This window comes from Streptomyces sp. NPDC041205 (genome assembly GCF_055591765.1).
On sequence record NZ_JBVIZH010000006.1, the window covers coordinates 363,314 to 386,781 of the forward strand.

17 protein-coding genes and 1 tRNA gene are annotated in these 23,468 nt (G+C 72.9%); 7 read left to right on the forward strand and 11 right to left on the reverse strand.

The window, feature by feature from the left end:
- The first annotated feature begins 75 nt into the window (after positions 1 to 75).
- Positions 76 to 1,065: an aldo/keto reductase gene (locus ACZ6BG_RS26710; protein ID WP_468452950.1), complete on the forward strand. Its 990-nt coding sequence runs from the start codon at positions 76 to 78 to the stop codon at positions 1,063 to 1,065.
- Entirely contained in the window at positions 1,062 to 4,013 is a 2,952-nt protein-coding gene (locus ACZ6BG_RS26715; RefSeq protein ID WP_469005872.1) for a helix-hairpin-helix domain-containing protein, read from the forward strand. The genes ACZ6BG_RS26710 and ACZ6BG_RS26715 overlap by 4 nt, the downstream gene beginning before the upstream one ends.
- 140 nt (positions 4,014 to 4,153) lie before the next feature.
- Here the strand turns inward: ACZ6BG_RS26715 and ACZ6BG_RS26720 are convergent, their stop codons facing one another.
- On the reverse strand, positions 4,154 to 5,002 hold the full coding sequence (locus tag ACZ6BG_RS26720; protein ID WP_469005875.1) for a hypothetical protein: 849 nt from the start codon (positions 5,000 to 5,002) through the stop codon (positions 4,154 to 4,156).
- 47 nt (positions 5,003 to 5,049) lie between these two features.
- Here ACZ6BG_RS26720 and ACZ6BG_RS26725 point away from each other — a divergent pair, with 47 nt between their 5' ends.
- Positions 5,050 to 5,238 carry a DUF5703 family protein gene (locus ACZ6BG_RS26725; protein ID WP_385725237.1) on the forward strand — a complete coding sequence of 63 codons (189 nt, stop codon included), beginning with the start codon at positions 5,050 to 5,052 and terminating at the stop codon, positions 5,236 to 5,238.
- A gap of 196 nt (positions 5,239 to 5,434) precedes the next feature.
- On the opposite strand, the gene ACZ6BG_RS26730 is transcribed toward ACZ6BG_RS26725, so the two are convergent.
- From ACZ6BG_RS26730 to ACZ6BG_RS26740, 3 genes are all read right to left on the reverse strand, one after another.
- On the reverse strand, positions 5,435 to 6,256 hold the full coding sequence (locus tag ACZ6BG_RS26730; RefSeq protein WP_469005878.1) for a chaplin: 822 nt from the start codon (positions 6,254 to 6,256) through the stop codon (positions 5,435 to 5,437).
- 156 nt (positions 6,257 to 6,412) lie between these two features.
- Positions 6,413 to 6,646: a chaplin ChpH gene (gene chpH / locus ACZ6BG_RS26735; protein WP_469006217.1), complete on the reverse strand. Its 234-nt coding sequence runs from the start codon at positions 6,644 to 6,646 to the stop codon at positions 6,413 to 6,415.
- Positions 6,647 to 6,880: 234 nt separating this feature from the next.
- Positions 6,881 to 8,224, reverse strand: a complete 1,344-nt coding sequence (locus ACZ6BG_RS26740; protein ID WP_469005881.1) for a M20/M25/M40 family metallo-hydrolase — start codon at positions 8,222 to 8,224, stop codon at positions 6,881 to 6,883.
- Positions 8,225 to 8,402: 178 nt separating this feature from the next.
- On the opposite strand from ACZ6BG_RS26740, the gene ACZ6BG_RS26745 reads away from it, so the two are divergent.
- Positions 8,403 to 8,490: transfer RNA gene (locus tag ACZ6BG_RS26745), tRNA-Leu, on the forward strand.
- A 609-nt stretch (positions 8,491 to 9,099) separates the two neighbouring features.
- Here the strand turns inward: ACZ6BG_RS26745 and ACZ6BG_RS26750 are convergent.
- Positions 9,100 to 11,976 carry a peroxidase family protein gene (locus tag ACZ6BG_RS26750; RefSeq protein ID WP_469005883.1) on the reverse strand — a complete coding sequence of 959 codons (2,877 nt, stop codon included), beginning with the start codon at positions 11,974 to 11,976 and terminating at the stop codon, positions 9,100 to 9,102.
- Positions 11,977 to 12,404: 428 nt separating this feature from the next.
- On the opposite strand from ACZ6BG_RS26750, the gene ACZ6BG_RS26755 reads away from it, so the two are divergent.
- Positions 12,405 to 13,697, forward strand: coding sequence for a lipase family protein (locus ACZ6BG_RS26755; protein WP_469005886.1), 1,293 nt, complete (start codon positions 12,405 to 12,407; stop codon positions 13,695 to 13,697).
- Between the two features lie 39 nt (positions 13,698 to 13,736).
- Here ACZ6BG_RS26755 and ACZ6BG_RS26760 read toward each other — a convergent pair whose 3' ends face one another.
- From ACZ6BG_RS26760 to ACZ6BG_RS26770, 3 genes are all read right to left on the reverse strand, one after another.
- Positions 13,737 to 14,141, reverse strand: a complete 405-nt coding sequence (locus ACZ6BG_RS26760; protein ID WP_469005890.1) for a YchJ family protein — start codon at positions 14,139 to 14,141, stop codon at positions 13,737 to 13,739.
- A 35-nt stretch (positions 14,142 to 14,176) separates the two neighbouring features.
- Positions 14,177 to 15,391: a low temperature requirement protein A gene (locus ACZ6BG_RS26765; protein WP_469005892.1), complete on the reverse strand. Its 1,215-nt coding sequence runs from the start codon at positions 15,389 to 15,391 to the stop codon at positions 14,177 to 14,179.
- A gap of 109 nt (positions 15,392 to 15,500) precedes the next feature.
- Entirely contained in the window at positions 15,501 to 16,217 is a 717-nt protein-coding gene (locus ACZ6BG_RS26770; protein ID WP_468452935.1) for a FadR/GntR family transcriptional regulator, read from the reverse strand.
- A gap of 137 nt (positions 16,218 to 16,354) precedes the next feature.
- Between ACZ6BG_RS26770 and ACZ6BG_RS26775 the strand changes: the two genes are divergently transcribed.
- Positions 16,355 to 16,864 carry a gluconokinase gene (locus ACZ6BG_RS26775; protein WP_468480653.1) on the forward strand — a complete coding sequence of 170 codons (510 nt, stop codon included), beginning with the start codon at positions 16,355 to 16,357 and terminating at the stop codon, positions 16,862 to 16,864.
- 79 nt (positions 16,865 to 16,943) lie between these two features.
- Positions 16,944 to 18,350 (forward strand): GntT/GntP/DsdX family permease, encoded by a 1,407-nt coding sequence (locus tag ACZ6BG_RS26780; protein ID WP_469005894.1) that lies wholly within the window; start codon positions 16,944 to 16,946, stop codon positions 18,348 to 18,350.
- Positions 18,351 to 18,610: 260 nt separating this feature from the next.
- Here ACZ6BG_RS26780 and ACZ6BG_RS26785 read toward each other — a convergent pair whose 3' ends face one another.
- The 3 genes from ACZ6BG_RS26785 to ACZ6BG_RS26795 all read right to left on the reverse strand — a co-directional run bounded on the left by ACZ6BG_RS26785 (position 18,611) and on the right by ACZ6BG_RS26795 (position 23,168).
- Positions 18,611 to 20,221: an APC family permease gene (locus ACZ6BG_RS26785; protein ID WP_469005897.1), complete on the reverse strand. Its 1,611-nt coding sequence runs from the start codon at positions 20,219 to 20,221 to the stop codon at positions 18,611 to 18,613.
- A 129-nt stretch (positions 20,222 to 20,350) separates the two neighbouring features.
- Positions 20,351 to 21,313 (reverse strand): hypothetical protein, encoded by a 963-nt coding sequence (locus ACZ6BG_RS26790; RefSeq protein ID WP_469005899.1) that lies wholly within the window; start codon positions 21,311 to 21,313, stop codon positions 20,351 to 20,353.
- A gap of 199 nt (positions 21,314 to 21,512) precedes the next feature.
- The gene (locus ACZ6BG_RS26795) at positions 21,513 to 23,168 is read right to left on the reverse strand and encodes an FAD-binding dehydrogenase (RefSeq protein ID WP_469005902.1); all 1,656 of its coding nucleotides are present in this window, start codon (positions 23,166 to 23,168) and stop codon (positions 21,513 to 21,515) included.
- Positions 23,169 to 23,468: the final 300 nt, after the last annotated feature.

The following is a 23,468-nucleotide window of genomic DNA, read 5'->3' on the forward strand; positions in this document are numbered from 1 at the left end:
TCATGAGTTGTCCACAGGCACGGCTTTGTCCACACGCACACCCAGCGCTGAGGCATGGCCAGTAATCTCGCCGCCATGGAGCAGAGGCATCTCGGCCGAACAGGTCTGCGCGTGTCCCGGATCGGACTCGGCACCCTCACGTGGGGGCACTCCGACGAGATCGGGGAGAACGACGCCGCGGACCTGCTGAAGGCCTTCTGGGAGGCGGGCGGCACCCTCGTGGACACGGCCGATGTGTACGGCGACGGGGAGGCCGAATACCTCCTCGGACGACTCGTCGAACGCCTGGTGCCGCGGCGCGATCTGGTCATCGCGACGAAGGCGGGCAGCGTGCCCGACCCCGACCGCCGCTTCGACGGCTCACGCGGCCATCTGCTGTCCGCGCTCGACGCCTCCCTGGCCCGCCTCGGCACGGACTATGTGGACCTGTGGCAGATCCACGCCTTCGACAGCGACACCCCTCTGGAGGAGACGCTCCAGGCCCTGGACATCGCGGTCAGTAGCGGCCGCGCGCGCTACGCGGGCGTCTCCAACTTCAGCGGCTGGCAGCTCGCCAAGGCCGCCACCTGGCAGCTCGCGGCGGCCGGCACCCGCACCCGCGTCGCCAGCACGCAGATGGAGTACTCCCTGCTCCAGCGCGGCGTCGAGCGCGAAGTGCTGCCCGCCGCCCTCGACCTCGGCGTCGGCCTGCTGCCCTCGTCACCGCTCGGCCGCGGCGTCCTCACCGGCAAGTACCGCAACGCGACCCCCGCCGACTCGCGCGGCGCCTCCGAGCAGTTCGCCCCGTTCGTGGCGCCGTATCTGGACGAGGCGGCCGGGCGGGTCGTGGACGCCGTCGCGATAGCGGCCGACGGCCTCGCCGTCACCCCCCTGCAGGTCGCGCTCGCCTGGGTGCGCGACCGCCCCGGAGTGACCGCCCCGATCGTCGGCGCGCGCAACGCGCAGCAGCTCACGGCCGCATTGTCAGTGGAGACCCTTAGTCTTCCTGACGAGATCTGCCAGGCGCTCGACGACGTGTCAGCGCCCGTGCACCGCTACCCAGACCAGGACTGGAGCACGCTGTGAGTACGGAGTCCGCTGCCGCGGAGGTCGCCGAACCCGAGGCCGACGCCGAGGAAGCGCCGGAGGCCGGGGGCACGTCGTCCGGCGGGACCGCGCCGGAGGGGGGCGCCGGGGACGCCGAGGAGGAGTCGGCGGGCCCGGACGATCCGGCCGACCCGGATGGCCCGGAGGACTCGGAGGACTCGGAGGGGGCTGTTTCCGAGGATCCTGGTGGCGCCGGGGACGATGCCGAGGACAGCGGCACCGAGGCCGGTGGCGGCGAGGGCCAGGACGGCAGCGCGGACGGCGGGGACGCCGGTGTGTCCGAGGCCGAGGCCGAGCTCGCGGCACAGCGGGAGCTGCGGGAGCGGATCGAGCAGCGCAAGGCCAACAAGCAGGGGCCCGTGGCGGCGGGCGCGAAGCTTCAGGGCACGGCGGCCGACCTGCTGGCGGCGGTGCGGGCCGTGGAGAGCGGCGAGAAGCCCGTCACGTCCGCGTTCCGCGAGCCCGCGCCGGTCGCGCAGCGGCGCCCCGCCCCCGAGCCCGTGCGGCGGCCGGCGCCCGAGGCCACGGCCGGGACGGCCGGCCCCGCGCCGGAGACCGTCGAGGCGGTGGCGGCGGTGCTGGCCGAGGGCGGTGCGCCCGCGGCGCTCGCGGCCCGGGCGGCGGCCGTGCTCGGCGAGGGCGCGGACGGTGTGCTGCGTGCCGACCCCTGGCAGTTGCTGCGGGTCGCCGGGGTGCGGCCCGAGCAGGCCGACGGCTTCGCGCGGGCGCTGCTCGGCCCGGACTGCGGTCCGGGGGACGAACGCAGGGGCTGCGCGCTGACGGTGTGGCTGCTCGAACAGGCCGCGCTCGCCGGGCACACGGCGCTCGAATCCTCGGCGCTCACCGCGGCGCTCGGGCAGCGCGGGGTGCCGGAGCCGGACGAGGCCGTGCAGTCCGCCCTCGCGGAGGGCGACGTGCTGGTCTTCCAGGACGCGCTGGACGAGGTCCCCGGGGCCGCCCCGGCGCGGCCCGCCCCGACCGGCGACGACACCGAGGACGGCCAGGAGGCGGCGGCTCCGGTCCGCGTCCTGCTCGGCCTGGAGCGGTACGCCCTCGCGGAGGAGAGCCTCGCCGACGGCCTCGCCCGCGTCATGAACTCACTGCCGGAGGGCGGCGGTTCGGGCACCAAGGCCGGTGGCTCTGATGCTGAGGGCAGAAGCTCGGGCCGGGAGAGCGACAGCTCGGGGGCGGAGGACGACGGCTCGGGCCCACAGGGTGACGGCTCGGGTCCGAACGGCGACGGCTCGGGTCCCTCGGCCGCCGACTGGGAGTCCGCGGCGGCCGCCGCCAAGGGGTCCGCGGCCGACCTGATCCGCGCCGTGGCCGCGCACGGCCTGGTGCTGCACACGGGCGGCGAGGCGGCCCGCGCCGAGCCCGCCGCGCTGGTGGCGGCGGCCCGGGCGCTGGGCCTGCGGGTGTGCGCGGCGACGCACAGCGCCGAGGGACAGCGGAGGCTGGCCGAGGGCCTGGGGGGCGGTGCCGGTGAAGCCGGGGCTCGCGGGAGTGCGGGGGCTCGGGCTCGCTTGGGTGCCGACGGAGACGGTGTCCGCGAGGGCGCCGACGGTGCTGGTGTACGGGGGGACGCGTCCGCGTCGGGCGACCGGGGTGCCGGATCTGCCGCCGCCTCGGGAGCCCAGATGGACGGGCACGCGGGCGGGGAGGCCGACGGCGTACCGGCGGCGAGGCGCACCGCCGAAGGTGCCGCCGACGCGGTGACCGGGTCGGCCGGTGCGGATGCCGTCCAGCTCGAGAGCACGCGCGGGGAGGCCGTGGGCGCTCCGGGGGCGGCTGTCCTTGGCGGCGAGTCCGGTGCGGCCGACGGGTCCGCCGCGGCTCATGCGGGCGGTGCGGCTCATGCTGCCGGTGCGGGCACCACGTCCGATGCGTCCCGCGGGGCCGGTGCGGCTGAGACGTCCGTGGCTGCTGGAGCCGCCGATACGCCCAACGCATCCGGAGCCACCGCCGAAGCCACCCCCGCCGTGACCGTCGCCGGTCTCCTCTCCGGGCGCCAGGGGCCGGGCCGGGACGCGGACGGCGCGCTCGCCCTGGACCTCCTCGTGGTCCTGGACGCCCCCCAGTTGGACGTGGAGACGGCCGCGATGCTCGTGGAGTCGCTTCCGGACGGCGCCCGGCTCGTGCTCAGCGGCGACCCGGGAGTGCTGTGGTCCGCTGGCCCCGGCCGGGTGTTCGCGGACCTGCTCGCGGCCCGCTGCTGCCCGCAGGTCGTCTCGCGCACGCCGGACCCCGGTCCCATCGGCGAGCTGGTCTCCGGCATCGGCGTCGGCGAGCTGACCCAGGTCGAGGCGCCCGGCAAGGAGGTCGTGATCGTCCCGGTGCGGGACGCGCCCGACGCGATCCACCGCACGGTGCAGTTGGTCGCGGACTCGGTGCCGCGCGCCATCGGCGTACCGGCGGGACAGACGCAGGTGATCACGCCGGGCCACGGCGGCGCGGCGGGTACCCGCGCGCTGAACGCGGCGCTGAAGGAGCGGCTGAACCCGGGCCCCGGCCGGTTCGGCGGCTTCGACCCCGGTGACCGGGTCGCCTACGCCCCGGTGCCGGGCCGCACTGCGCTCGGCCGGGTGGTCGGAGCCGACGCGCAGGGCCTGCGCCTGGAGTGCGAGGGCACCCCCGTCGCCGTACCGAAGGAGCGGGTGGAGCAGTCCGTGCGCCACGCCTGGGCACTCACCGCGCACCAGGCCACGGGCCGCCGCTGGCCCGCGGCCGTGGTGGTCCTGCCGGGCGACGCGGCGGGCGCCCTGACCCGGCCGTGGGTCTACACGGCCTTCAGCCGCGCCGAGCGCCACCTCTCGGTCGTCCAGGGCGTGGCCCAGTCCCTGCCCCAGGCCGTGGCCGAGCGCCCCGCCAAGGAGCGCACGACCCGCCTGCGCACGCTGCTGCGTCCGCAGGCCCCCGCAGCGGACTAGCCCTGCGGACTAGCCCTTACGCGGAGAGCGGCCCCGACCCCCGTCCAGGGGCCGGGGCCGCTCTCATCCGGCCAGGGCCCCGGAGCCGAGCGAACCCGCCCCCGGACAGCCCCTCCCAGCGACCCGACCAGCGGCACCTCCTAGGCGCCGCCTACGCCCTTCCTCCACTCGACGACCTCCACGTCGTCGGCGTCGTCGGCGTCGTCGGCGTCGTCCGCCTCATCCACGTCGTCCGGGTCGAAGTCGATGCCTGCATCGAGGTCCGTATCGAGGTCGGCGTCCAGGTCCCCCTCGATGCCGGTGTGCGCGTCCCGGCCCCGGCGGGCGCCACCCGCACGGCTCGCCGCGGCGTCCAGGTCGTCGTCGAGATCGTCGTCCGTCTCGTCGTCGAAGACCGCGCTGACGTCGAAGCGGCAGACCACCCGCGGGGAGTCGGGCTGGTCGAACGGGGACTCCAGCCACTCGCCGGGCTCCGCGGGCTCGTCCGCCGCGGTGACCCACAGCGTGGAGTCGCCCTCCTCCAGGCCGAACTCCTTGTGCCTGGAGGCGATCTCGTCCGGCTCGAACTCGCCGAAGAGCAGGCCGAGCGCGCCCGGCACGGTGCCGGCGAGCCGGTCGGACTCGGCGGTGACGTCGTCGTCCGCGGCCTCGACCCGCGCGGCCTGGGCCAGGAGTCGCTGCGGCTCCGCCACGGCGTAGTCACGCCGGATCAGCACGCTCAGGGCGTTCGGCTCCGCGGGCCCCTGGTACGGCGGCAGGGTGTCCTCCGCGCCGGGGATCTCGAAGGGGGTGACCTCGTCGTAACGGTCGTAGAGCAGCTCGTCGTACGCCTCGGCCGCGGCGGCCAGCTCGTTGAACGCTTCATAGACGTCGGGATCGTCCTCGCCCGACCTGCGTTCGACCGCCGCAAGGTGGCGGTCGAGCGCGGTCTTGACCGCCTCGGCGGCGGCGCGTACCTCGGCAGCGGTGGGCTGCGCAGCATCAGACATAGTGCAGACGCTATCCGTACCGGGCCCGTGCCCGCACAATAGATGCGATGCCGGAATACGAATTTGTCGACGTGTACGTTCCGCGCGGGGTCTCCCGCAAAGAAGCCACGCGTCTGCTGACCGACCACGCAGAGTACGGACACTGGGAGTTGGACCGCCTCAGCCTGCACGCCGACGGCAGTCGGCGGGTACGGCTCAGACGGCGCATCATCCGCCAGATAAGGGCCACTTGGTGAGCCGGCCACGGCCACCCGGTGTCCGGCGGAGGGTGTGGAAACGGAGCGGGCCCCGCGATCGCGGGGCCCGCTCCGTTTTCACTGATGGCGCCTGACGCATACGCCCGGCATCCACACCGGGGCCGTTCGCCCGGTGGTGCGCCGGTCCCGTTCACGGGGCAGTGGTGCGCCCGGACGGCCCGGTCACCGAGTCGTCTCAGGCGCGTGCCCTGCGGTACAGGACGGTGCCCGCGAGCAGCATGCCCGCGCCGACCGGCAGCGCGACGCCGACCGGCAGGGAGCTGCCCGTCTGCGCGAGCTGGTCCTTGCCCTTGGGCGGCGTGATCATGTGCGCCTCGGGCACGTTCGGCCCGGTCGCCGGACGCTCCGGCTTGCTGTGCTGCGCGGGCGAGACGGGCTGGCCCGGCTTCCCGGGCTGCTGGGGCTTGCCCGGCTGCTCGGGCTTGACGCCGTTGCCGGGCTGCTGCGGCTTGCCCGGCTGCTGCGGCTTGCCGGGCTGCTCGGGCTTGCCCGGGTGGTGGGGCTGCGTGGGCGGCTTGCCACCGGTGTGGCTGCCGGATTCGTTGCCGCACTCGTTGCCCACGGCGGCGTTGCCCGCGCCGCCGAGGTTGACGCTGTTGCCGCAGACGTTGACCGGGACGTCGACCGGCAGTTGCACGCTGTTGCCGGAGCCCACCCCGGGCGAGTTGCTCGTGCCGCCGTCGCTCGTGGCGCCGCCGCCCGAGGGCTTGCCGCCATGGTCGTCGCCGTAGCCACCGCCGCCGTGCGGGGCGTCGGAGGTGTTGGCGCACTTGTTGCCCGCAGCCGGGTTCAGGCCTCCGATGACGTTCACGGTGTTGCCGCAGACATTGACCGGTACGTCCACGGGGAGCTGAACGGAATTGCCCGACAGCACGCCGGGGGATTTCGAACTGCCGCCCTGGGCGTTGGAGTCGGCCTGCGCGTAACCACCAGAGACGGCGAGTACGCCAGTGGCGGCCGCCACGGTGATCAGGCCTTTGCGTGTGACCTGTCGCATAGCTTGTTCCTGCCTTGCCTTCCGGAAATGCGCACGGGCCCAGTGCGCCGTGCGCCCAATGCCTGTCGGCCCCGGAGCGCACGACACGCGCTCCGGGGCCGACAGAATTCAGACCCTCATGGGGTGAGGCCCCTCACGGGGTGAGGCACAGCGGCGTCACTTGTTGACGCAGTAGTTCCCGAAGGCGGGGTTCAGCAGCCCGATCACGGAGATCGTGTTGCCGCACGCGTTCACGGGCACGTGCACGGGGACCTGGACGAGGTTGCCCGACGCGACGCCCGGGGAGCCCACAGCGGCGCCCTGCGCGCCGGAGTCGGCAGCGGCAACGCCCGCACCCGCGAGCACCAGACCGCCGGTGGCCACCGCAGCGGCAACGATCTTCTTGATCATCATTCCTCCTAGTTGGCAAATGCGGTCCCAGCCGCGGACCGCACACCCTGTAACGAAGGAGGAAGTTGAGGGCTACGAGAGCAAGACTGCTTTCACTCTTTTCGGTCAATTGCGCACGCGCTGCCGATTATTGGAGTTTCGTTTCGGCACGCGCCCGCGTACACGGAAGGCCCTACTTGTACCGACATACGCACCGGCACACACGCCGACACGCACACCGGCAGCCCCCTGAACTCAGGAAGCGTCGATGAACCGGTCGAGCACGCGGACCCCGAACTTCAGGCCGTCCACCGGCACCCGCTCGTCCACGCCGTGGAACATGCCCGCGAAGTCCAGCTCCGGCGGCAGCTTGAGCGGCGCGAAACCGAAGCCGCGGATGCCGAGGTCGTCGAAGGACTTGGCGTCGGTGCCGGCCGAGAGCATGTAGGGCACGGCCCGCGCGATCGGGTCCTCCGCCTGCAGCGCCATCTGCATGGCGTCGACAAGGGCACCGTCGAAGGTGGTCTCCAGGGCCTTGTCCGCGTGCACGTCCTCACGCTTGACGTTCGGGCCGAGGATGCGGTCGAGGTCGGCCAGGAACTCCTCCTCGTACCCCGGCAGGAAACGGCCGTCGACGTGCGCGGTGGCCTGTCCGGGGATCACGTTCACCTTGTAGCCGGCGCCGAGCTGGGTCGGGTTGGCGGTGTTCTGCAGCGAGGCGCCGATCAGCTTGGCGATGCCGCCGAGCTTGGCCAGCGTGTCGTCCATGTTCTCCGGGTCGAGCTCGGTGCCGAGGGCGTCGCCCAGCTCGTCGAGGAAGTGCCGCAGGGTCTTGGTGACCCGCACCGGGAACTTGTGCCGCCCGAGCCGCCCCACGGCCTCGGACAGCTCCGTGATGGCGTTGTCCTTGTGGATCATCGACCCGTGTCCGGCGCTGCCGTCCACGGTCAGCTTCATCCAGTGCATGCCCTTCTGCGCCGTCTCGACCAGATACAGGCGAAGCTTTTCGTTGACGGTGAAGGAGAACCCGCCGACCTCGCTGATCGCCTCGGTCACGCCCTCGAAGAGGTCCGGGTGGTTGTCGACGAGATACCGCGCCCCGTACGTACCCCCCGCCTCCTCGTCCGCGAGGAAGGCCAGCACGATGTCCCGCGGCGGCTTGCGGCCGCTGCGCAGCCGGTCGCGTACGACCGCGAGGGTCATCGCGTCCATGTCCTTCATGTCGACGGCGCCCCGGCCCCACAGGCAGCCGTCCGCGACCTCACCGGAGAAGGGGTGGTGCGTCCAGTCCTGGGCATTGGCGGGTACGACGTCGGTGTGCCCGTGGATGAGCAGCGCGGGCCGCGACGGGTCCTCGCCCTCGATGCGCGCCACGGTGGAGGCACGCCCCGGGTGCGACTCGAAGATCTGTGGCTCGAGCCCCACCTCCGCGAGCTTCTCCGCGACGTACTCGGCCGCCTTGCGCTCCCCCGGGCCCGAGTGATCGCCGTAGTTGCTGGTGTCCATCCGGATCAGGTCCCGGCACAGGTCGACGACCTCGTCCTCGCCGGAAACGGCACGCGCCCCGTCCGCCCTGCCGCCCGTGGTCGGCTCGCTCACGCTGTTCCTCCCGCTGTCGCACTCTGGGTCCCTCCCATCCTCCCGCGCCGACCGCCCGGACCCAAGGGCGGGCGCCCCTCGTCATACGCCGTTCACCCCCGGGACCAGCGTGATCAGGAGCCTCCGAATGTTTGCTATGGTTTTCCACGTCGCCGCGGGAAACCGCGACAGACCACCGGTCCGGGTGGCGGAATGGCAGACGCGCTAGCTTGAGGTGCTAGTGCCCTTTATCGGGCGTGGGGGTTCAAGTCCCCCCTCGGACACCAGCAAGAACAGCCCCTCCCCAGGGGCTTTCTTCCTGTCCGGCCCCGTTCCGGACCGTGGCGTGCCGACCACGTGACCAACCGGCCGAGCGGGATTCTGCACCAGCGTGCCCCCGCTCCTCCTCCCCCGCCTGCGGATTCCAGGTCCGCTCAAGGTGTGTTGTACATCGGTCGTGCACGGCGGCTGTCTCGCCAAGGTGCCCGACAGCCGCCAGACGGGCGCCGACACCGTCGCCTTCGCCGGGGGCCACGTCACCGCGGGCGTCCCGGGCGAGCGGCACGCCCGGGACCTCCGCAGCACGCTCCGGCCGGTCGCCGGGGACGGCGACTGCCGGTTCGCGGTCTGCGGCTGGGAGAACTCGGATCGCAGCACGGTGTACGTCTGGGAGGACTGCCGGAACCACGACGTCCGCCACATCAACGGCCCGGGGGTCTGGTGGAAGAGCCAGCGCGGCCAGATGCGCGCCCACACGTACGGAGCCGCGGGGGGCCGGATCTACACCATGCCCAACGCCTACTCCGAGGATCTGACCGCGAACTGGTCGCCCGTGTACTGGCTCAAGCCGTGCGTGGCGCCCAGACGAGTGGCAGGGCCGGGCAGCGAGGTGTGGGCTACGTCCCGCCGTTGTTGGTCGGCGGGACCTGGCGCCACGGGGCGAACGCGCTCGCCTTGCGGGGGAGCAGGGCGGCCAGGTCGGGGCAGTGGCGGAGGATGACGGAGTTCATGCCGCCCTTCTGGACCCAGTCGATGCCGAGGGGGGTGTAGATCTCGGGGCGGAAGTCGACGGTGAGGAAGCGGTCGCTCTGGATGCGGCGGGTGGCCATCAGGATGAAGATGCGGAACGCCGTGTCGCTGAAGCCGAAGCCGGTGGGTGGGTTCTCGGCGAACAGGCCGACCATGGTGTCGATTTCGTCGACGGAGCTGTAGACGTCCTTCAGGCGGGCGAGGGTCTCCGGGTTCTCGGTGAGGTCCTCGAAGCTGCGGATGCGCTGTTTGTGCAGGCCCGCGCGGAAGTCGTTGTAGCGGGGCACGCCCCGGCGGCGGGTGCGGGCGAGGTCGACGACGGCGAGGTCGATGAGCTCGCCCTCGCGCTCGAACTTCTGGAGGGCGCGCGGGAAGTTGTGGAGGGTGATCGCGCCGGGGTGGGCGATGCCGAAGGAGTACAGGGTGTTGGCAAGGCCGGTCTTGCGGATGGCGCCCTCGGCCGCGACGCCGTTGATGTCGGAGAAGCCGACCGTCTCCAGGCGGCGGCCGAAGTGGTGCTCGCGCAGCTCGTAGTCGTCGGGGATGAGGGGGTGCATGCGGTAGACGGTGACGAAGTCCTCGGTGAGGGAGTAGGGGGCGGCGTGGTGGTCGGGGAGGGTCTTCGGGATGCCGGTGAGGGAATGGGCTTCCAGGAGCCACAGGCCCAGCTTGTTGAGCCAGTTGTCGGGCGGGCCTTCCCAGTTGGTGTGCAGGCCGAGGTCGATGGCCTCGGTGGCGAGGATCGCCGGGGTCCACTCCACCGTGTGGATCTTCGCGATGAGGGCGGAGACCACGAGCCGGGCCGTGTGGTAGACGGAGTCCTCGCTCATGGAGGGGTACGTCTGCCGCAGCGCCGCGCAGACGGCGTTGTGCTCGCGGGCGAACAGGGTGTGCATCACGCTGAGGCCGAGCCACCAGTTGTCGGTGAAGCCGGACAGCGGGACGCCGTTCTGGCCGAGGGGCAGATGCCCCTCCTCCAGGCGCAGATCGGCGCCGCCGTCGGGGGCGCGCAGGAACTTCGCGGTGGCCTCGTCGGCGCCGTACACCTCGGAGCCGTCCCACCAGTGGGACGCGGTGTTGGCGAAGAGGACGGGCGGGCGGCCGTCGGACACGTGGATGCCCTCGTTCTCGGCGAAGCGCATGACGCTCTCGGCGGGCCCGCCGGGGGTGTTCTGCCAGGACGAGCCGGGCGGCAGGGGCACCTCGACGGTCTTCGTGCCCGCGGGGTGGCGGCGGTGGTTGACCCAGTCGTGGACCTGGAACTGGATCCAGGCGGCGGCCAGGACGTTGAGGGTCGTCGCGGGCAGGAAGTTCTCGCGGTACAGGAGCTGGCGGCTGACCGTGACCGGGTTCGGGGTGTCGAAGAGGTCGGGGCGGTAGTCGGGGGCCATGTTGCGCCCGAAGGCCGCGCCGACGGCGCCCATGGCGGGGGCGGACAGGTCGTTGTACGTGCCGTCGTAGGACCGGGCCGTACGCAGCCGCTCGTCCGGGGGCAGCGGCACCGGCACGGCTTTGGGGGGCGCCTCGTGCACGTCGGTGTCGATGAGGTTGAAGCGGCGCAGGACCTTCCGGAGGAAGACGAGGTTCAGCAGGCTCAGCTGGAGGGGCAGGCGGTGCCAGGGCACGGCCCGGTTCAGGAGCCGGAAGGCGGCGCCCACGGGGACGCCGAGGACCCGGTTGCGCAGCGGCTCCTCGGTGCTGAAGCGCAGGCCCTGGCGGTACGCGGCGCTCGCCTCGTAGGCGGCCTTGCGGGCGCGGTTGAGGTTGCCGAGGGGGCGGAACTCGTCGGTGGTGTACCAGGGGTTGAACGCCCGTTCCTCCACGCGCCGCGCGGCCGAGCGGGCCTGCGCGGTGTCCAGGTCCTGGCTGGGGATGGTGAGGCGGGCGACGGGCACGGCGGGGCTGACGGCCTCGCGCCACTCCACGGCGCCGTCCTCGACGGGCGTGCGGGTCTCGTCGACGTACCGCTGCAGGCACAGCTCGAAGGCCACGTCGGCAGTGGCGAGGAGGTGGGCGAGCTCGCGGTGCAGATAGTTGGGGTCGCGGTGGTCCGGGCGCGGGGCGGGGGTGGCGCTGCCCGCCGGGCGCAGCAGGTAACGCACGGGGCCCGCGGTGCCCCAGAGGGTGGCACCGCGGCTCCAGTACGTCTCGCCCGCGAGGCTGTTGACGGTGTGGCGGGTGGCGGCCTGGATGTTGCGGCGCATGCGGGTCGCGGTCGAGAGACCGACGGCGAGCGGCAGCTTGACGAGCAGGCCGAAGGCTTTCTGCAACGGGCTGCGGGCACCGGCGAGGGCCTTGGCGAAGGCGACGAACTCGCGGGCGTCCTTGGCGTGCGACACCGGCCAGTTGGTGGCGAGCAGGTCGTGGCTCTCGTCCGCGGACACCTCCACGCGCACGGCGACGCCCCGCAGGTCCGGCGCCCCGTCCGCCTGCCCGATGCCGCTCGCGCCGGAGAGGCGGACCGTCGCGGGGTACTCGGCGCCGGGCTGGGCGTAGCCGCAGCGCAGTTCCTCCGGCAGGTCGTCGTGGAAGCGCAGGCGTGCGTTCTCCACGCCGAGCGCGGACTTGGCGTGCTGGACGCGGGCCGGTGAACCGGCGTTCGCGGCCCGCATGTTGGTCCGCTGCACCTTCATCAGCTCGCGGGCGAGCCGTTCGAAGAGGACGCGCTCCGCTTCGGGGCTGCCGCCCTGGTAGCGCTCGTAACTCTGCTCGTACTGCCCTGAGGGCTGTCCTTGCGACATCATCGGGCGCTTCCTTCGTACGGACGAGGCAACGGAGGAACGGGACGGAGATCGGGTCGGGCGACCGAGCGGGGAACGGAACACCGCGTGAACGCAAGGTGCGGGCGTACACCGCAGGGGCGTCGACGCTAGTGGCGGGCCCGCACGGACCGCAGCGGGCGATCCCGCCTATGTGCGCGGGCCCGCCCCGGCCTCGAACTGGCACGCGGGCGGCGGCGTTTGGGCCCGTCAGGGCCGCGGCCGGGGGCCGGGCGACCGGCGGCGGCACGTCCCGTGCGCGTCTCCTTCTCCAGCAACCCCACGCGCGGGGCGTCGCGGTGGCCGGGTCCCGACGGGTCGCGGGAGCGTGCGCGCGCTCGCGTTGACGCTGTGCGCGCTCCGGTGGTGTGCTCACAAGTCCGGCACCGCCACCGCCTGTTACGGGGGACGCCATGCGGGACGAGTACGTCGTGGGTCCGGACTTCGCTGCCCTGCGGCCGTTCAAGCGGTCCGTGAACAAGGGGGACAAGGGGGACAAGGGCCCTGAGTCCGCCGGTTTCCCGGTCTATCCGGACCTTGTGGAGCGCTTGGTCGACGGCGCGGAGCAGCCCGATCCGGACGGCGTGATCCCGCACGCGCTCGCGACCTGCTCGGCGTACGCCTACGCGGGGTTCGCGCAGCGCGGCGCGCCGGACACCGTCGCCACGATGATGGCTCGGCTCGGCCTGGAGCGGAACCGCTGCCGGGTGTTCGAGCTGCGGGTGGACGCGCTGTACATCGCGTCGGCCGCGTATCTCGTGCAGGACGAGGACCGGCGGGTGGTGATCCTCTGCTACCGCGGCACCCAGCCCGAGGACATCATCAGCATCCTCACCGACGCCGACGTGCGGCCCGAGACGCTGTCGGTGGAGCTCGACGGCCGCAGGCACGAGGTGCACGCGGGCTTCTACCGCACGATGCGCGCGACCCGGCACCTGGTCATGGGAGCCCTGGAACGGGCGCTGCGCGGCGAGTCGGTCAACCCGGACGAGCACGGCGTACGCGGGGACGGCATGCAGGCGCTGTACATCACCGGGCACAGCCTGGGCGGCGCGACGGCCGCGCTGATGGCCGTGGTCCTGGCCCACGAGCCGCGCTACCGCGCCGTCGCGGAGAAGCTGTGCGCCGTCTACACCTTCGGCCAGCCGATGCTCGGCGGCCCCGACCTGGCGCGGGCCTGCCGTACGGCCGTGGACGGGCGCGGGGTGCATGTGCTGCGGGACCGGCTGCTGCGGTACATCTACGACCGCGACGTGGTGCCCGCGCTGCCGCCGCGCCCGGTCGGCCCGTACGCGCCGTTCGGCCGGGAGTTCCACTACCGCAAGGCCCGCTCCCCCGTCGACGGCGTGCTCGCCGCCCTCGGGAACGCGGGCGTGGAGGCGGCGGCGCTGCCGGGGCTGCTGCTGCGCGCGCCGCTCTGGAGGCTGCCGGAGCACACGGTGCGGGCGGCGGAACGGGTGCTCGCGCCGCTGCGCCACGGCCCGGAGTCCGGCTGGAACGAGGTCCACGAACCGGGTCGGCACTATCCGCAGATGGACACCCTCGCCGGGCTCGCGGTCGTCGCGCCCCTCGCCTTCTTCGCCGCGCGCCTCGCGCTGACGCGCACGGTCCCGTTCGCGTACTCCTTCGACGACCACGGCCCTGGGCACTACGTCAACGCGCTGGCTCCGCCGGGCGTCCTGAGCGAGTACGGGGACGTGTGCTGAGGCAGGCGGGTCCTGGCGCTCCGGGCCGAGCGGCGCCGGTCAGTCGATGAAGTCGCCGTCCACGTACACCCACGCCCCGTCCACCCGCTCGAAGCGGCTGCGCTCGTGCAGGGAGTCCGGGCGGCCGCCGTCGGTGTAGCGGGCGCGGAAGGTGACGGTGCCCGTGGAGTGGAACGCCGTGCCGTCGGTCGTCTCCTCGATGGCGAGCCCCGTCCAGCGCATCGCCGGGTCGAACTCGACGCGCGGCGGCCGGGTCCGGGGGTGCCAGGTGCGCAGCAGATACGCCTCGTCGCGCCGGGCGAAGGCGCTGTAGCGGGATCGCATCAGCTCCTCGGGGTGCGCGGCGGCGGCCTCGCCCCGGTGCAGTCGGCCGCAGCACTTCTCGTACGGCAGGGGGTGCCCGCAGGGGCAGGGCTCGGGGCGCGTGGGGGTGCGTCGGGACATGGCGCCCATTGTCCCCTCGGCCGTCGCGGGGGCGCTCACCCGGTGTCGGTGCGCGCCACCGGCGCCTTCGGCCGGGCGAGCCACAGGCCGGCGGCCACCGAGCAGGCCGTCATCAGGGCGGCGAGGGGCACGGCCCCGTGTCCGGCGAAGCTCGCGGCGAGGACGAGCAGGGCGGTGGCGGGCAGGACCAGTTGCTGGGCGATGCCCGTCTTGAAGTGCCGGGAGTGCACGGCCCACGTACTGATCAGGAACAGCGCGGTGGGCACGGTGACGGCGCAGGAGGCCGCGAGCGTGGAGATGTGCGCGTGGTGCGTCGCCTGCTCCACGGCGACCTCGATGCCCGCGCCGATCGCCGCGGCGGAGCCGAGGATCACGTAGTGACCGAGCCCCCAGGCGAAGGCCTGCCGGGACGAGACGAGGTATTCGTGGATGGGGACCGCGAAGTAGATCCAGAACGCCGCGAAGACGATGACGAGGCCGCCCGCGGCGATCGGCAGGAGCTCGTCGAGGGCCGCCGAGTCGTCGAGGGCGGAGCGCACGGCCACGGTGGCGGCGGCGACCGACTCGCCGAGCATGATGATCGTGAACAGGCCGTAGCGCTCGGCGATGTGGTGCGGGTGCCAGGGGCTGCGGCGGCTGTGCTCGGCGAAGGCGGGCACGGCGATCTCGGCGACGATCAGCGGCCCGACGCCCCAGGCCCAGGCCGCGTCCGGGAGCAGCAGGAGCACCACCCAGCAGATCTGCACGAGCACGAGCCCGATCGCGTACCGCAGCGCGGCCGTGCGCCCCGCCCCGCTCTCGCCGCGGGCCGCCCGCAGCCACTGCGCGGCGAGCGCCACCCGCATGATCACGTAACCGGTGATCGCGACCCCGTAGTCCCCGTCGTCGAAGGCCCGCGGGATCCCCGCCGCGAGGACGAGCACGCCCGCCATCTGCACGAGGGTGGCGAGCCGGTACGGCACGTCGTCGGTGTCGTACGCGGAGGCGAACCAGGTGAAGTTCACCCACGCCCACCAGATCGCGAAGAACACGAGCAGGTAGCCGGTGACGCCGTGCCCGGTGTCGCCCTCGGCGAGGGCGTGCACGAGGCGGGCCCCGGCCTGCGCGGCGGCCACCACGAAGCACAGGTCGAACAGCAGCTCCAGCGGGGTGGCGGCGCGGTGCTTCTCGTCGGGGCGGCGCGCCCGCATCCGCACGAGCGGCTTGACGGTTCTGCCGTGGCCTGTGCCCGCGGGGGTGTCGTCGCTCATCTCGGCGCGCCCTTCTCCGGCCCCCCTGCGGTACTCCGGTCAGGATCGCCCAGTGGGCGGCGGGGCGCAGGTCGGACGGGGTACGGCGCAGGCCGGGGGCGGCCGGGGGTCAGCGCCCGGAGGGCGGCGGCGCCAGGATGTCCAGCTCCTTGAGGGCGCCCTCGGCGATCTCGCGGGTCAGGGCCTCGGCGCGGTCCGCGTCGCCCTCCCGCACCGCCTCGGCCACGCGCACGTGCAGGGTGACGGCCGCCGGGTCGGGGTCCTCGAACATCACGTCGTGGTGGGTGCGGCCCGCGAGGATCTCGGCGACCACGTCACCGAGCCGGGCGAACATCTCGTTGCCGGAGGCGTCCAGGACGACGCGGTGGAAGGCGATGTCGTGCACGAGGTACTCCTCGAGCCGACGGCCGCGGGAGGTGGCGACCATGCCGAGGGCGCACTCGGTGAGGGCCGCGCACTGCTCGGCGGTGGCGTTCCGCGCGGCCAGGCCCGCGGCGACCGGCTCGATGGCCGAGCGCAGGACGGTCAGGGAGCGCAGTTGGCGCGGGCGGTCGGCGCCCGCGAGGCGCCAGCGGATGACCTGCGGGTCGTAGACGTTCCACTCCTCGGTGGGCCGCACGGTCACGCCGACGCGGCGCCGGGAGGCGACCAGATGCATGGACTCCAGGACGCGCACCACCTCGCGCATCACCGAACGTGACACCTCGAAGCGCTGTGCGAGTTCGTCCGTGCGCAGGACGCTGCCGGGTGGGTACTCGCCCGCGGTGATGGCGGGCCCGAGGCTGTCCAGTACGCGAGCGTGCAGCCCCCGGGCCTGTGCGGTCATGACGTCAGCGTACGAGGGGACTCGCGCACTCAAAAAGTCAGACTTTTGCATCACAGCCTCTTGAATTCATCTGACCTAATGGGTTTCAGTGGCGTGAACCGATCGATGTCGACGAGGACAGCGAGGCAGCAGCAGCGATGAGCACCACCCACGTCGTCGTGGTCATGGGCGTAGCGGGCACCGGCAAGACCACGGTCGGGCCCCTGCTCGCGGCCCGGCTCGGCGTCCCCTACGCCGAGGGCGACGACTTCCACCCCGAGGCGAACATCGCCAAGATGTCGGCCGGCACCCCGCTGACCGACGACGACCGCTGGCCGTGGCTGGATGCCATCGGCGAGTGGGCCCACGGCCGCGCCGGACTCGGCGGCGTGGTCAGCAGCTCGGCGCTGAAGCGGTCCTACCGCGACCGGCTGCGGGCCGCCGCGCCCGGCCTCGTTTTCGTACACCTCACCGGCGACCGCGCCCTCATCGAGGAGCGGATGACACAGCGCAAGGGCCACTTCATGCCGACCGCGCTGCTCGACTCGCAGTTCGCCACGCTTCAGCCTCTCGGGGCGGACGAGGCGGGCGTCGACGTCGATGTGGCGGGGACTCCGGCGGAGATCGCCGAGCGGGCCGTGGCGGCGCTGGCCGCGCGCGACCGCTGACCGGCTTCCCCCTCCAGCTCCCTCCCCCTTCCCCCCCCCGTACGCCCCCTTCCTCACGTCCACGTACAAGGAACCCACCGTGACCAGTCTCAGCGTCGAGATGCTGGCAGCGGACCCCGTCGAACCGATCACCTCGGCGGGCCACGCCCAGCTCGGGATCGCCGTTCTCGCGGGCATCGCCGTCATCGTTCTGCTCATCACGAAGTTCAAGGTCCACGCCTTCCTGGCGCTGACCATCGGCTCGCTGGCGCTCGGCGCCTTCGCGGGCGCGCCGCTCGACAAGGCGATCGCCAGCTTCACCACCGGGCTCGGGTCCACCGTCGCGGGCGTCGGCGTCCTCATCGCGCTCGGCGCGATCCTCGGCAAGCTGCTCGCCGACTCCGGCGGCGCGGACCAGATCGTCGACACGATCCTCGCCAAGGCCGGGAAGTCCGGCGGGCGTGCCATGCCGTGGGCGATGGTGCTCATCGCCTCCGTCATCGGGCTTCCGCTGTTCTTCGAGGTCGGCATCGTGCTGCTGATCCCCGTCGTCCTGATGGTCGCCAAGCGCGGCAACTACTCCCTGATGCGCATCGGCATCCCCGCGCTCGCCGGGCTCTCCGTCATGCACGGGCTCATCCCGCCGCACCCCGGGCCGCTCGTCGCCATCGACGCCGTCAAGGCCAACCTCGGTGTGACGCTCGCGCTCGGCGTCCTCGTCGCCATTCCCACCGTTGTCATCGCGGGGCCGCTGTTCTCCAAGGTCGCCGCTCGGTGGGTGGATGTGGCGCCGCCCGAGAAGATGATTCCGCAGCGGCCCTCCGAGGACCTGGAGAAGCGGCCCGGCTTCGGCGTCACCGTCGCCACCGTGCTGCTGCCCGTCGTCATGATGCTGGCCAAGGCCCTCGTCGACATCGTCGTCGACAATCCCGACGCCACCGTCCAGCGCGTCTTCGACGTCGTCGGGTCGCCCTTGATCGCGCTGCTCGCCGCGGTGCTCGTCGGGATGTTCACCCTCGGGCGGGCCGCGGGCTTCACCAAGGAACGGCTCTCCACGACCGTCGAGAAGTCCCTCGCTCCCATCGCCGGTGTGCTGATGATCGTCGGGGCCGGTGGTGGGTTCAAGCAGACCCTCATCGACGTGGGGGTCGGGCAGATGATCCTCGACTTCTCCGAGGACTGGTCCATTCCCGCGCTGCTGCTCGCCTGGCTCATCGCTGTCGCGATTCGGCTCGCCACGGGGTCGGCGACCGTCGCCACCATCTCGGCCGCCGGGCTTGTGGCTCCGCTCGCCGCGGACATGTCGACCTCGCATGCCGCGTTGCTGGTGCTTGCCATCGGGGCGGGGTCGTTGTTCTTCAGCCACGTCAACGATGCCGGGTTCTGGCTGGTGAAGGAGTACTTCGGGCTTGATGTGGGGCAGACCATCAAGACGTGGTCGGTGATGGAGACGATCATTTCTGTGGTGGCGTTGGGGTTTGTGTTGCTGCTGTCGGTGGTGTTGTAGCGGGGGGGTGGGCCCTGCGGGGCTTTCCAGGCCGGTTCGCAGCCGTCGGCGGGAGCACACCCGGCGGCCGGTTCGCAGCCGTCGGCGGGAGCACACCCGGCGGCCGGTTCGCGCCCGTGGGCCGGGGCTCGCTCTTCGTCGACGTCCGGATGTTCGGTGGTCACCCTCGATTCGGGCACCCGCGGGCACGGGAGGCCAGGCCCGCGGGTGTCCGTCAGCGGTTCGTCATATCCACCTCGTCACGTCCGCCGGGGACGCCCTCAGCCCTCGCGCCCCGCGTCCCCCGCCGCCTTCTCCAGTTGGAACGCCTCGTTGCCGAGGCCGATGCGCGCGTGCGCCGCCGGGCGGGCCTTCTTCAGGTACGCCCCGTACGCGAGGCCGACGACCGCCGCGACGACGATGATGCCCGGCAGCGCCCAGCTCAGCGAGGAGTCGGGGCCCGCGCCGACGAGGACGTCGAAGTCCTTGACCGTGTAGCCCGCGATGGCGAGCAGCGCGATCGCGGCGAGCGCGGACGCCGTGATCCGCCAGGCCTGGGCACGCGCGGCGCCGCGGCGGACGAAGAAGACGATGACGGCCACGGACGCGGTGGCCATCAGGAGCAGCACGCCGAGGGCGCCGACGTTGCCGCCCCAGGTGAACAGGCGCAGGACGGGCGCGGTCGGGTCGCCCGCCGGGCCGTCGTCGGTGAGGGCGAAGGCGATCACGACGATGACGGAGATCACGGTCTGGAGCAGCGAGCCGGTGCCCGGCGCGCCACTCGTGCTGTTGGTGCGGGCGAAGGCCGCGGGCAGCAGGCCTTCGCGGCCCATGGCGAAGGCGTAGCGGGCGACGACGTTGTGGAAGCTCAGTATGGCCGCGAAGATGCCGGTCACGAACAGGACGTGCAGGACGTCGGTGAAGGTGCCGCCGAGACGTGGCTCGGTGAGTCCGAACAGCAGCCCCGCGCTCTGCTGCTGCGCGGCGGGCACGATGCCGGAGGGTCCGGCGGCGACGGTGAGGGCCCAGGAGCTGAGGGCGAAGAAGACGGCGACGAAGCCGACGGCGAAGAACATCACCCGCGCGACCACGACTTGGGGGCGGCTGGTCTCCTCGGCGTACACGGGTGCCTGCTCGAAGCCGGTGAAGGCCGCTATGCAGAAGCAGAGCGAGGTGGCGACGCCCGCGCCGGTGAGGGTGTCGGGGTTGAACGCGTGCAGCGAAAGGCCCTCCTTCGCCGGGTCGGCGACGGCGGCGATGTCGAAGATGACGACGAGCGCGACCTCGATGAGCAGCAGCACGCCCAGCACCCGCGCGTTGAGGTCGATCTTCAGCCAGCCGAGCGCGCCGACGATCAGGACGGTGACGAGCGCGGGGACCCACCAGCCGACGGTGACGTCGGCGTACTTGTCGAGCAGACCGGACACCTCGAAGCCGAGGATGCCGAACAGGCCCACCTGGAGCACGCTGTAGGCCACGAGCGCGACGACGGAGGCCGCCGCGCCCGCGGTGCCGCCGAGGCCGCGCGAGATGTAGGCGTAGAAGGCACCGGCGTTGTGGACGTGCCGGCTCATCTCCGCGTAGCCGAAGCTGAACAGGGCGAGGACGACGCCGAGTATCAGGAACAGCAGGGGCTGGCCCACCACGCCCATCACGCCGTACGTCGTCGGCATGACCCCCGCGACGACCATGAGCGGCCCGGTGGCGGCGAGCACGGACAGGAGCAGGCCCGCGGTGCCGAGGCGGCCCGCCCGCAGGGCCCGCTCCTGGCCCATGTAGGTGCTGATGCCGCCCTGCCGCGGGACGGACCTGCCGCGGGATCCCGTGCCGCCGCGCCCCCCGGCGGCGCCGCCGGTGCTGCTTGCACTGGTGCTCGAACTGCCCGTCGCCATGGCTCGGTCGTCCTCTCCGCCCGTAGAGGGCCGTTGGTCGTGCGTCTCGTGTGACCGGTGGTGCGTGTCCTGTGCCGGGTGGTGCGGAGTCGCGATGCCGCGGTGCCAGGGAGTCGCGGTGGTGCGGGGTCAGGCCGTGCCGAGTGCCGCGCCGCGGGCGGCGAAGTAGGCCTGGTACGGGTCGCGGTCCGGGTAGGACCAGGGGACCTCGGTCGCGTACCGGCCGATGCGGTGGAACAGCGCCGCCGACTCGGCCGCCCGGCCCTCGCAGAACCTCGCGTGGGCGAGGAAGTTGAGGTCGACGAAGGCGCGGGGGTGCACCGACTCGTGCGGCATCTCCCACTCCAGCCACCAGTCGAAGGACGCCTTCATCACCTGCCGGGCGCGGCGGCTCGTCCAGTGCCCGGAGGCGATCGGGTCCTTGTTCTCGCTGCCCGCGGTGGCGAGCACGCGGTAGCGCTCGGCGTGCGCGATCACCGGGAGCACGGACAGCGGCGAGTGGTCGGGGGCCTGTTCGGCGGCCCAGGACGCGAAGTCGTACACCTCGTGCAGCGGGTCCTGGCCCGCCCCGGGCCGCCGCTCGGCGAGCCGCGCGACCATCAGGTGGTGGGCGTGGTGGTGCTCGGGGTGCCGGTGGCGGACCTCGTCGAAGAGGCGTACGACGTCCTCCTCGAGGCCGAGGCTGCGCTCGAGGAGCAGCAGCGCGAGCCACGGGGTGGGGTCGGCGGGGACGAGCGCGGCGGCCTCGCGGCAGGCGGCGCGGGCCCTCTCGGAGCGCTCCTTGCCGCGCAGCGCCCGGTGCACGCAGGCGAAGGCGAGCAGGGCGACGGCGTCGACGCTCTCCGGTTCGGCGAGCCGCCAGTCGCGGGCCCAGGCCGCGGTGGCGGACTCGCGCCCGAGCACGTCGAAGCGGTGGCCCCTGCGGTCCCAGTCGTCGCCGGTGGCCGCGAGCAGCGCGCGCGCCTCGGTCCAACGGCCCTGGGCCAACGCGGCGCGGGCGGTCACGAGTTCGGCGTCGTCGAGGGCGGCGTCGAAGGTGTGCGCGGCCTTCTTGCGGGAGCGGCCGAGCGGCGGGGGCGGAGGTGGAGACACCGCGGGACGTCCTCCCCGACGCGTTGGGCGAGCGTGCGATCACGCACAGCAAACCGGTACGCGACACTCCGCGTCAAGGCCTCGTTACCGCCGCAGCCATGCGCGGCCCCTTACCCAACCCCGGTACCGGCCGACCGACTTGCCCCCTCCCCGCCGACTCGCCCCGCGCGCCCGACCTGCCCGATGCCTCGGACCGGTCTCAGCCGACCGCCTTCCCCGCCGCCCGCCCCGCCGCGCGCCCCGAGAACAGGCAGCCGCCGAGGAACGTCCCCTCCAAGGAGCGGTAGCCGTGCACTCCCCCGCCGCCGAATCCGGCGGCCTCCCCGGCGGCGTACACGCCCGGCAGCGGGTCGCCGCCCTCCTGGAGCACCCGCGACGCCAGGTCGGTCTCCAGGCCGCCCAGGGTCTTGCGGGTGAGGATGTTCAGGCGCACGGCGACGAGCGGGCCCGCCTTCGGGTCGAGGATCGGGTGCGGCGCGACGGTCCTGATGAGCCGGTCGCCGACGAACTTGCGGGCACCACGAATGGCGTTGACCTGCAAGTCCTTGGTGAACGGGTTGACGATCTCGCGGTCGCGCGCGGCGAGGGTGCGGTGCAGCGCGGCCTCGTCGATGAGGGGTTCCTTCGTCAGGGCGTTCATGCCCCGCACCAGCGCGCCCAGGTCGCGCTCCACGACGAAGTCCGCGCCGTGGTCCATGAACGCCTTGACCGGGCCCGGCACGTCGGCCCGCGCCCGGTCGATGACGCCGCGCACGGACTTGCCCGTCAGGTCGGGGTTCTGCTCGGACCCCGAGAGCGTGAACTCCTTGCCGATGATGCGCTGGTTGAGCACGAACCACGTGTAGTCGTACCCGGTGTGCATGATGTGGTCCAGCGTGCCGAGCGTGTCGAAGCCCGGGAACAGCGGTACGGGCAGGCGGTTGCCGCGGGCGTCCAGCCACAGCGAGGACGGTCCCGGCAGGATGCGGATGCCGTGCTTGTCCCAGATCGGGGCCCAGTTCTCGATGCCCTCCGTGTAGTGCCACATGCGGTCGCGGTTGATCAGGTGCGCGCCCGCGCCCTCGGCGATGCCGAGCATCAGGCCGTCCACGTGCGCGGGCACGCCCGCGATCATCTTCTCCGGCGGGTTGCCGAGGCGCTTGGGCCAGTTGGCGCGTACGAGGTCGTGGTTGCCGCCGATGCCGCCGGACGTGACGATCACCGCCTGGGCGCGGAACTCGAAGGAGCCGGTCACCTCTCGGCTGCTGGCCTTGCCCCGCTCGGCGCCCGAGGGCTCCAGGATCTCGCCGCTCACCGTGTCGACGACGCCTCCCGTGCGCGCCAGGCCCGTCACCCGGTGGCGGAACTTGAACTGCACCAGGCCGCGGGCCGCGCCCTCGTGGACGCGGCGCACGAACGGGGCGAGGAGGCCCGGGCCCGTGCCCCACGTGATGTGGAAGCGGGGTACGGAGTTGCCGTGGCCCTGGGCGTCGTAGCCGCCGCGTTCGGCCCAGCCGACCACCGGGAAGAAGCGGACGCCCTGGGCGTGCAGCCAGGGGCGCTTCTCGCCTGCGGCGAAGTCCACGTACGCCTCCGCCCACTTGCGTGGCCAGTGGTCCTCCTCGCGGTCGAAGGCCGCGGTGCCCAGCCAGTCCTGCAGGGCGAGTTCCCTGTGGTCCTTGATGCGCATGCGGCGCTGTTCCGGGGAGTTCACGAAGAACAGGCCGCCGAAGGACCAGTGGGCCTGGCCGCCGAGGCTCTGTTCCGGTTCCTGGTCGATGAGGATCACCCTGCGGCCGGCGTCGACGAGTTCGGCGGTCGCCGTGAGGCCGGCGAGGCCCGCGCCGATCACGATGACGTCTGCGTCGTAGGCCATGAGGGCTCCCTTGGGGTGAAGTGTTCGGTCGGCGGGGGTTACCGGTGGGTCAGATCCTGGGTTGGGCGGGGGGTGCAGTCAACCGTTCGGGGTGGGTTGTGGCCCCGCGGGGCTCCCCGATCCCGCCCCTTCACCGATCCCAGGGCTCCGCCCCTGGACCCCGGGGTGGGCGTTCCCCTCGGGTGGGACGGGGCGCCGCCGATCGCGCTGCGCGCTCGTCCTCAAGCGCCGGACGGGCTGGGATCGGGTGGGTGTCCCGTTGCCGTGGGACGGGGGCACCGCCGAATCGGCGCTTCGCGC

Excerpts from the sequence above, each read along its gene's own strand:
- ACZ6BG_RS26710 (WP_468452950.1), top strand. The coding sequence starts at position 76 with ATGGAGCAGAGGCATCTCGGCCGAACAGGTCTGCGCGTGTCCCGGATC.
- ACZ6BG_RS26765 (WP_469005892.1), bottom strand. The coding sequence starts at position 15,391 with ATGAGCGACGACACCCCCGCGGGCACAGGCCACGGCAGAACCGTCAAG.
- chpH (WP_469006217.1), bottom strand. The coding sequence starts at position 6,646 with ATGATCAAGAAGATCGTTGCCGCTGCGGTGGCCACCGGCGGTCTGGTG.
- ACZ6BG_RS26760 (WP_469005890.1), bottom strand. The coding sequence starts at position 14,141 with ATGTCCCGACGCACCCCCACGCGCCCCGAGCCCTGCCCCTGCGGGCAC.
- ACZ6BG_RS26755 (WP_469005886.1), top strand. The coding sequence starts at position 12,405 with ATGCGGGACGAGTACGTCGTGGGTCCGGACTTCGCTGCCCTGCGGCCG.
- ACZ6BG_RS26730 (WP_469005878.1), bottom strand. The coding sequence starts at position 6,256 with ATGCGACAGGTCACACGCAAAGGCCTGATCACCGTGGCGGCCGCCACT.
- ACZ6BG_RS26770 (WP_468452935.1), bottom strand. The coding sequence starts at position 16,217 with ATGACCGCACAGGCCCGGGGGCTGCACGCTCGCGTACTGGACAGCCTC.
- ACZ6BG_RS26750 (WP_469005883.1), bottom strand. The coding sequence starts at position 11,976 with ATGATGTCGCAAGGACAGCCCTCAGGGCAGTACGAGCAGAGTTACGAG.
- ACZ6BG_RS26775 (WP_468480653.1), top strand. The coding sequence starts at position 16,355 with ATGAGCACCACCCACGTCGTCGTGGTCATGGGCGTAGCGGGCACCGGC.
- ACZ6BG_RS26795 (WP_469005902.1), bottom strand. The coding sequence starts at position 23,168 with ATGGCCTACGACGCAGACGTCATCGTGATCGGCGCGGGCCTCGCCGGC.
- ACZ6BG_RS26720 (WP_469005875.1), bottom strand. The coding sequence starts at position 5,002 with ATGTCTGATGCTGCGCAGCCCACCGCTGCCGAGGTACGCGCCGCCGCC.
- ACZ6BG_RS26785 (WP_469005897.1), bottom strand. The coding sequence starts at position 20,221 with ATGGCGACGGGCAGTTCGAGCACCAGTGCAAGCAGCACCGGCGGCGCC.
- ACZ6BG_RS26725 (WP_385725237.1), top strand. The coding sequence starts at position 5,050 with ATGCCGGAATACGAATTTGTCGACGTGTACGTTCCGCGCGGGGTCTCC.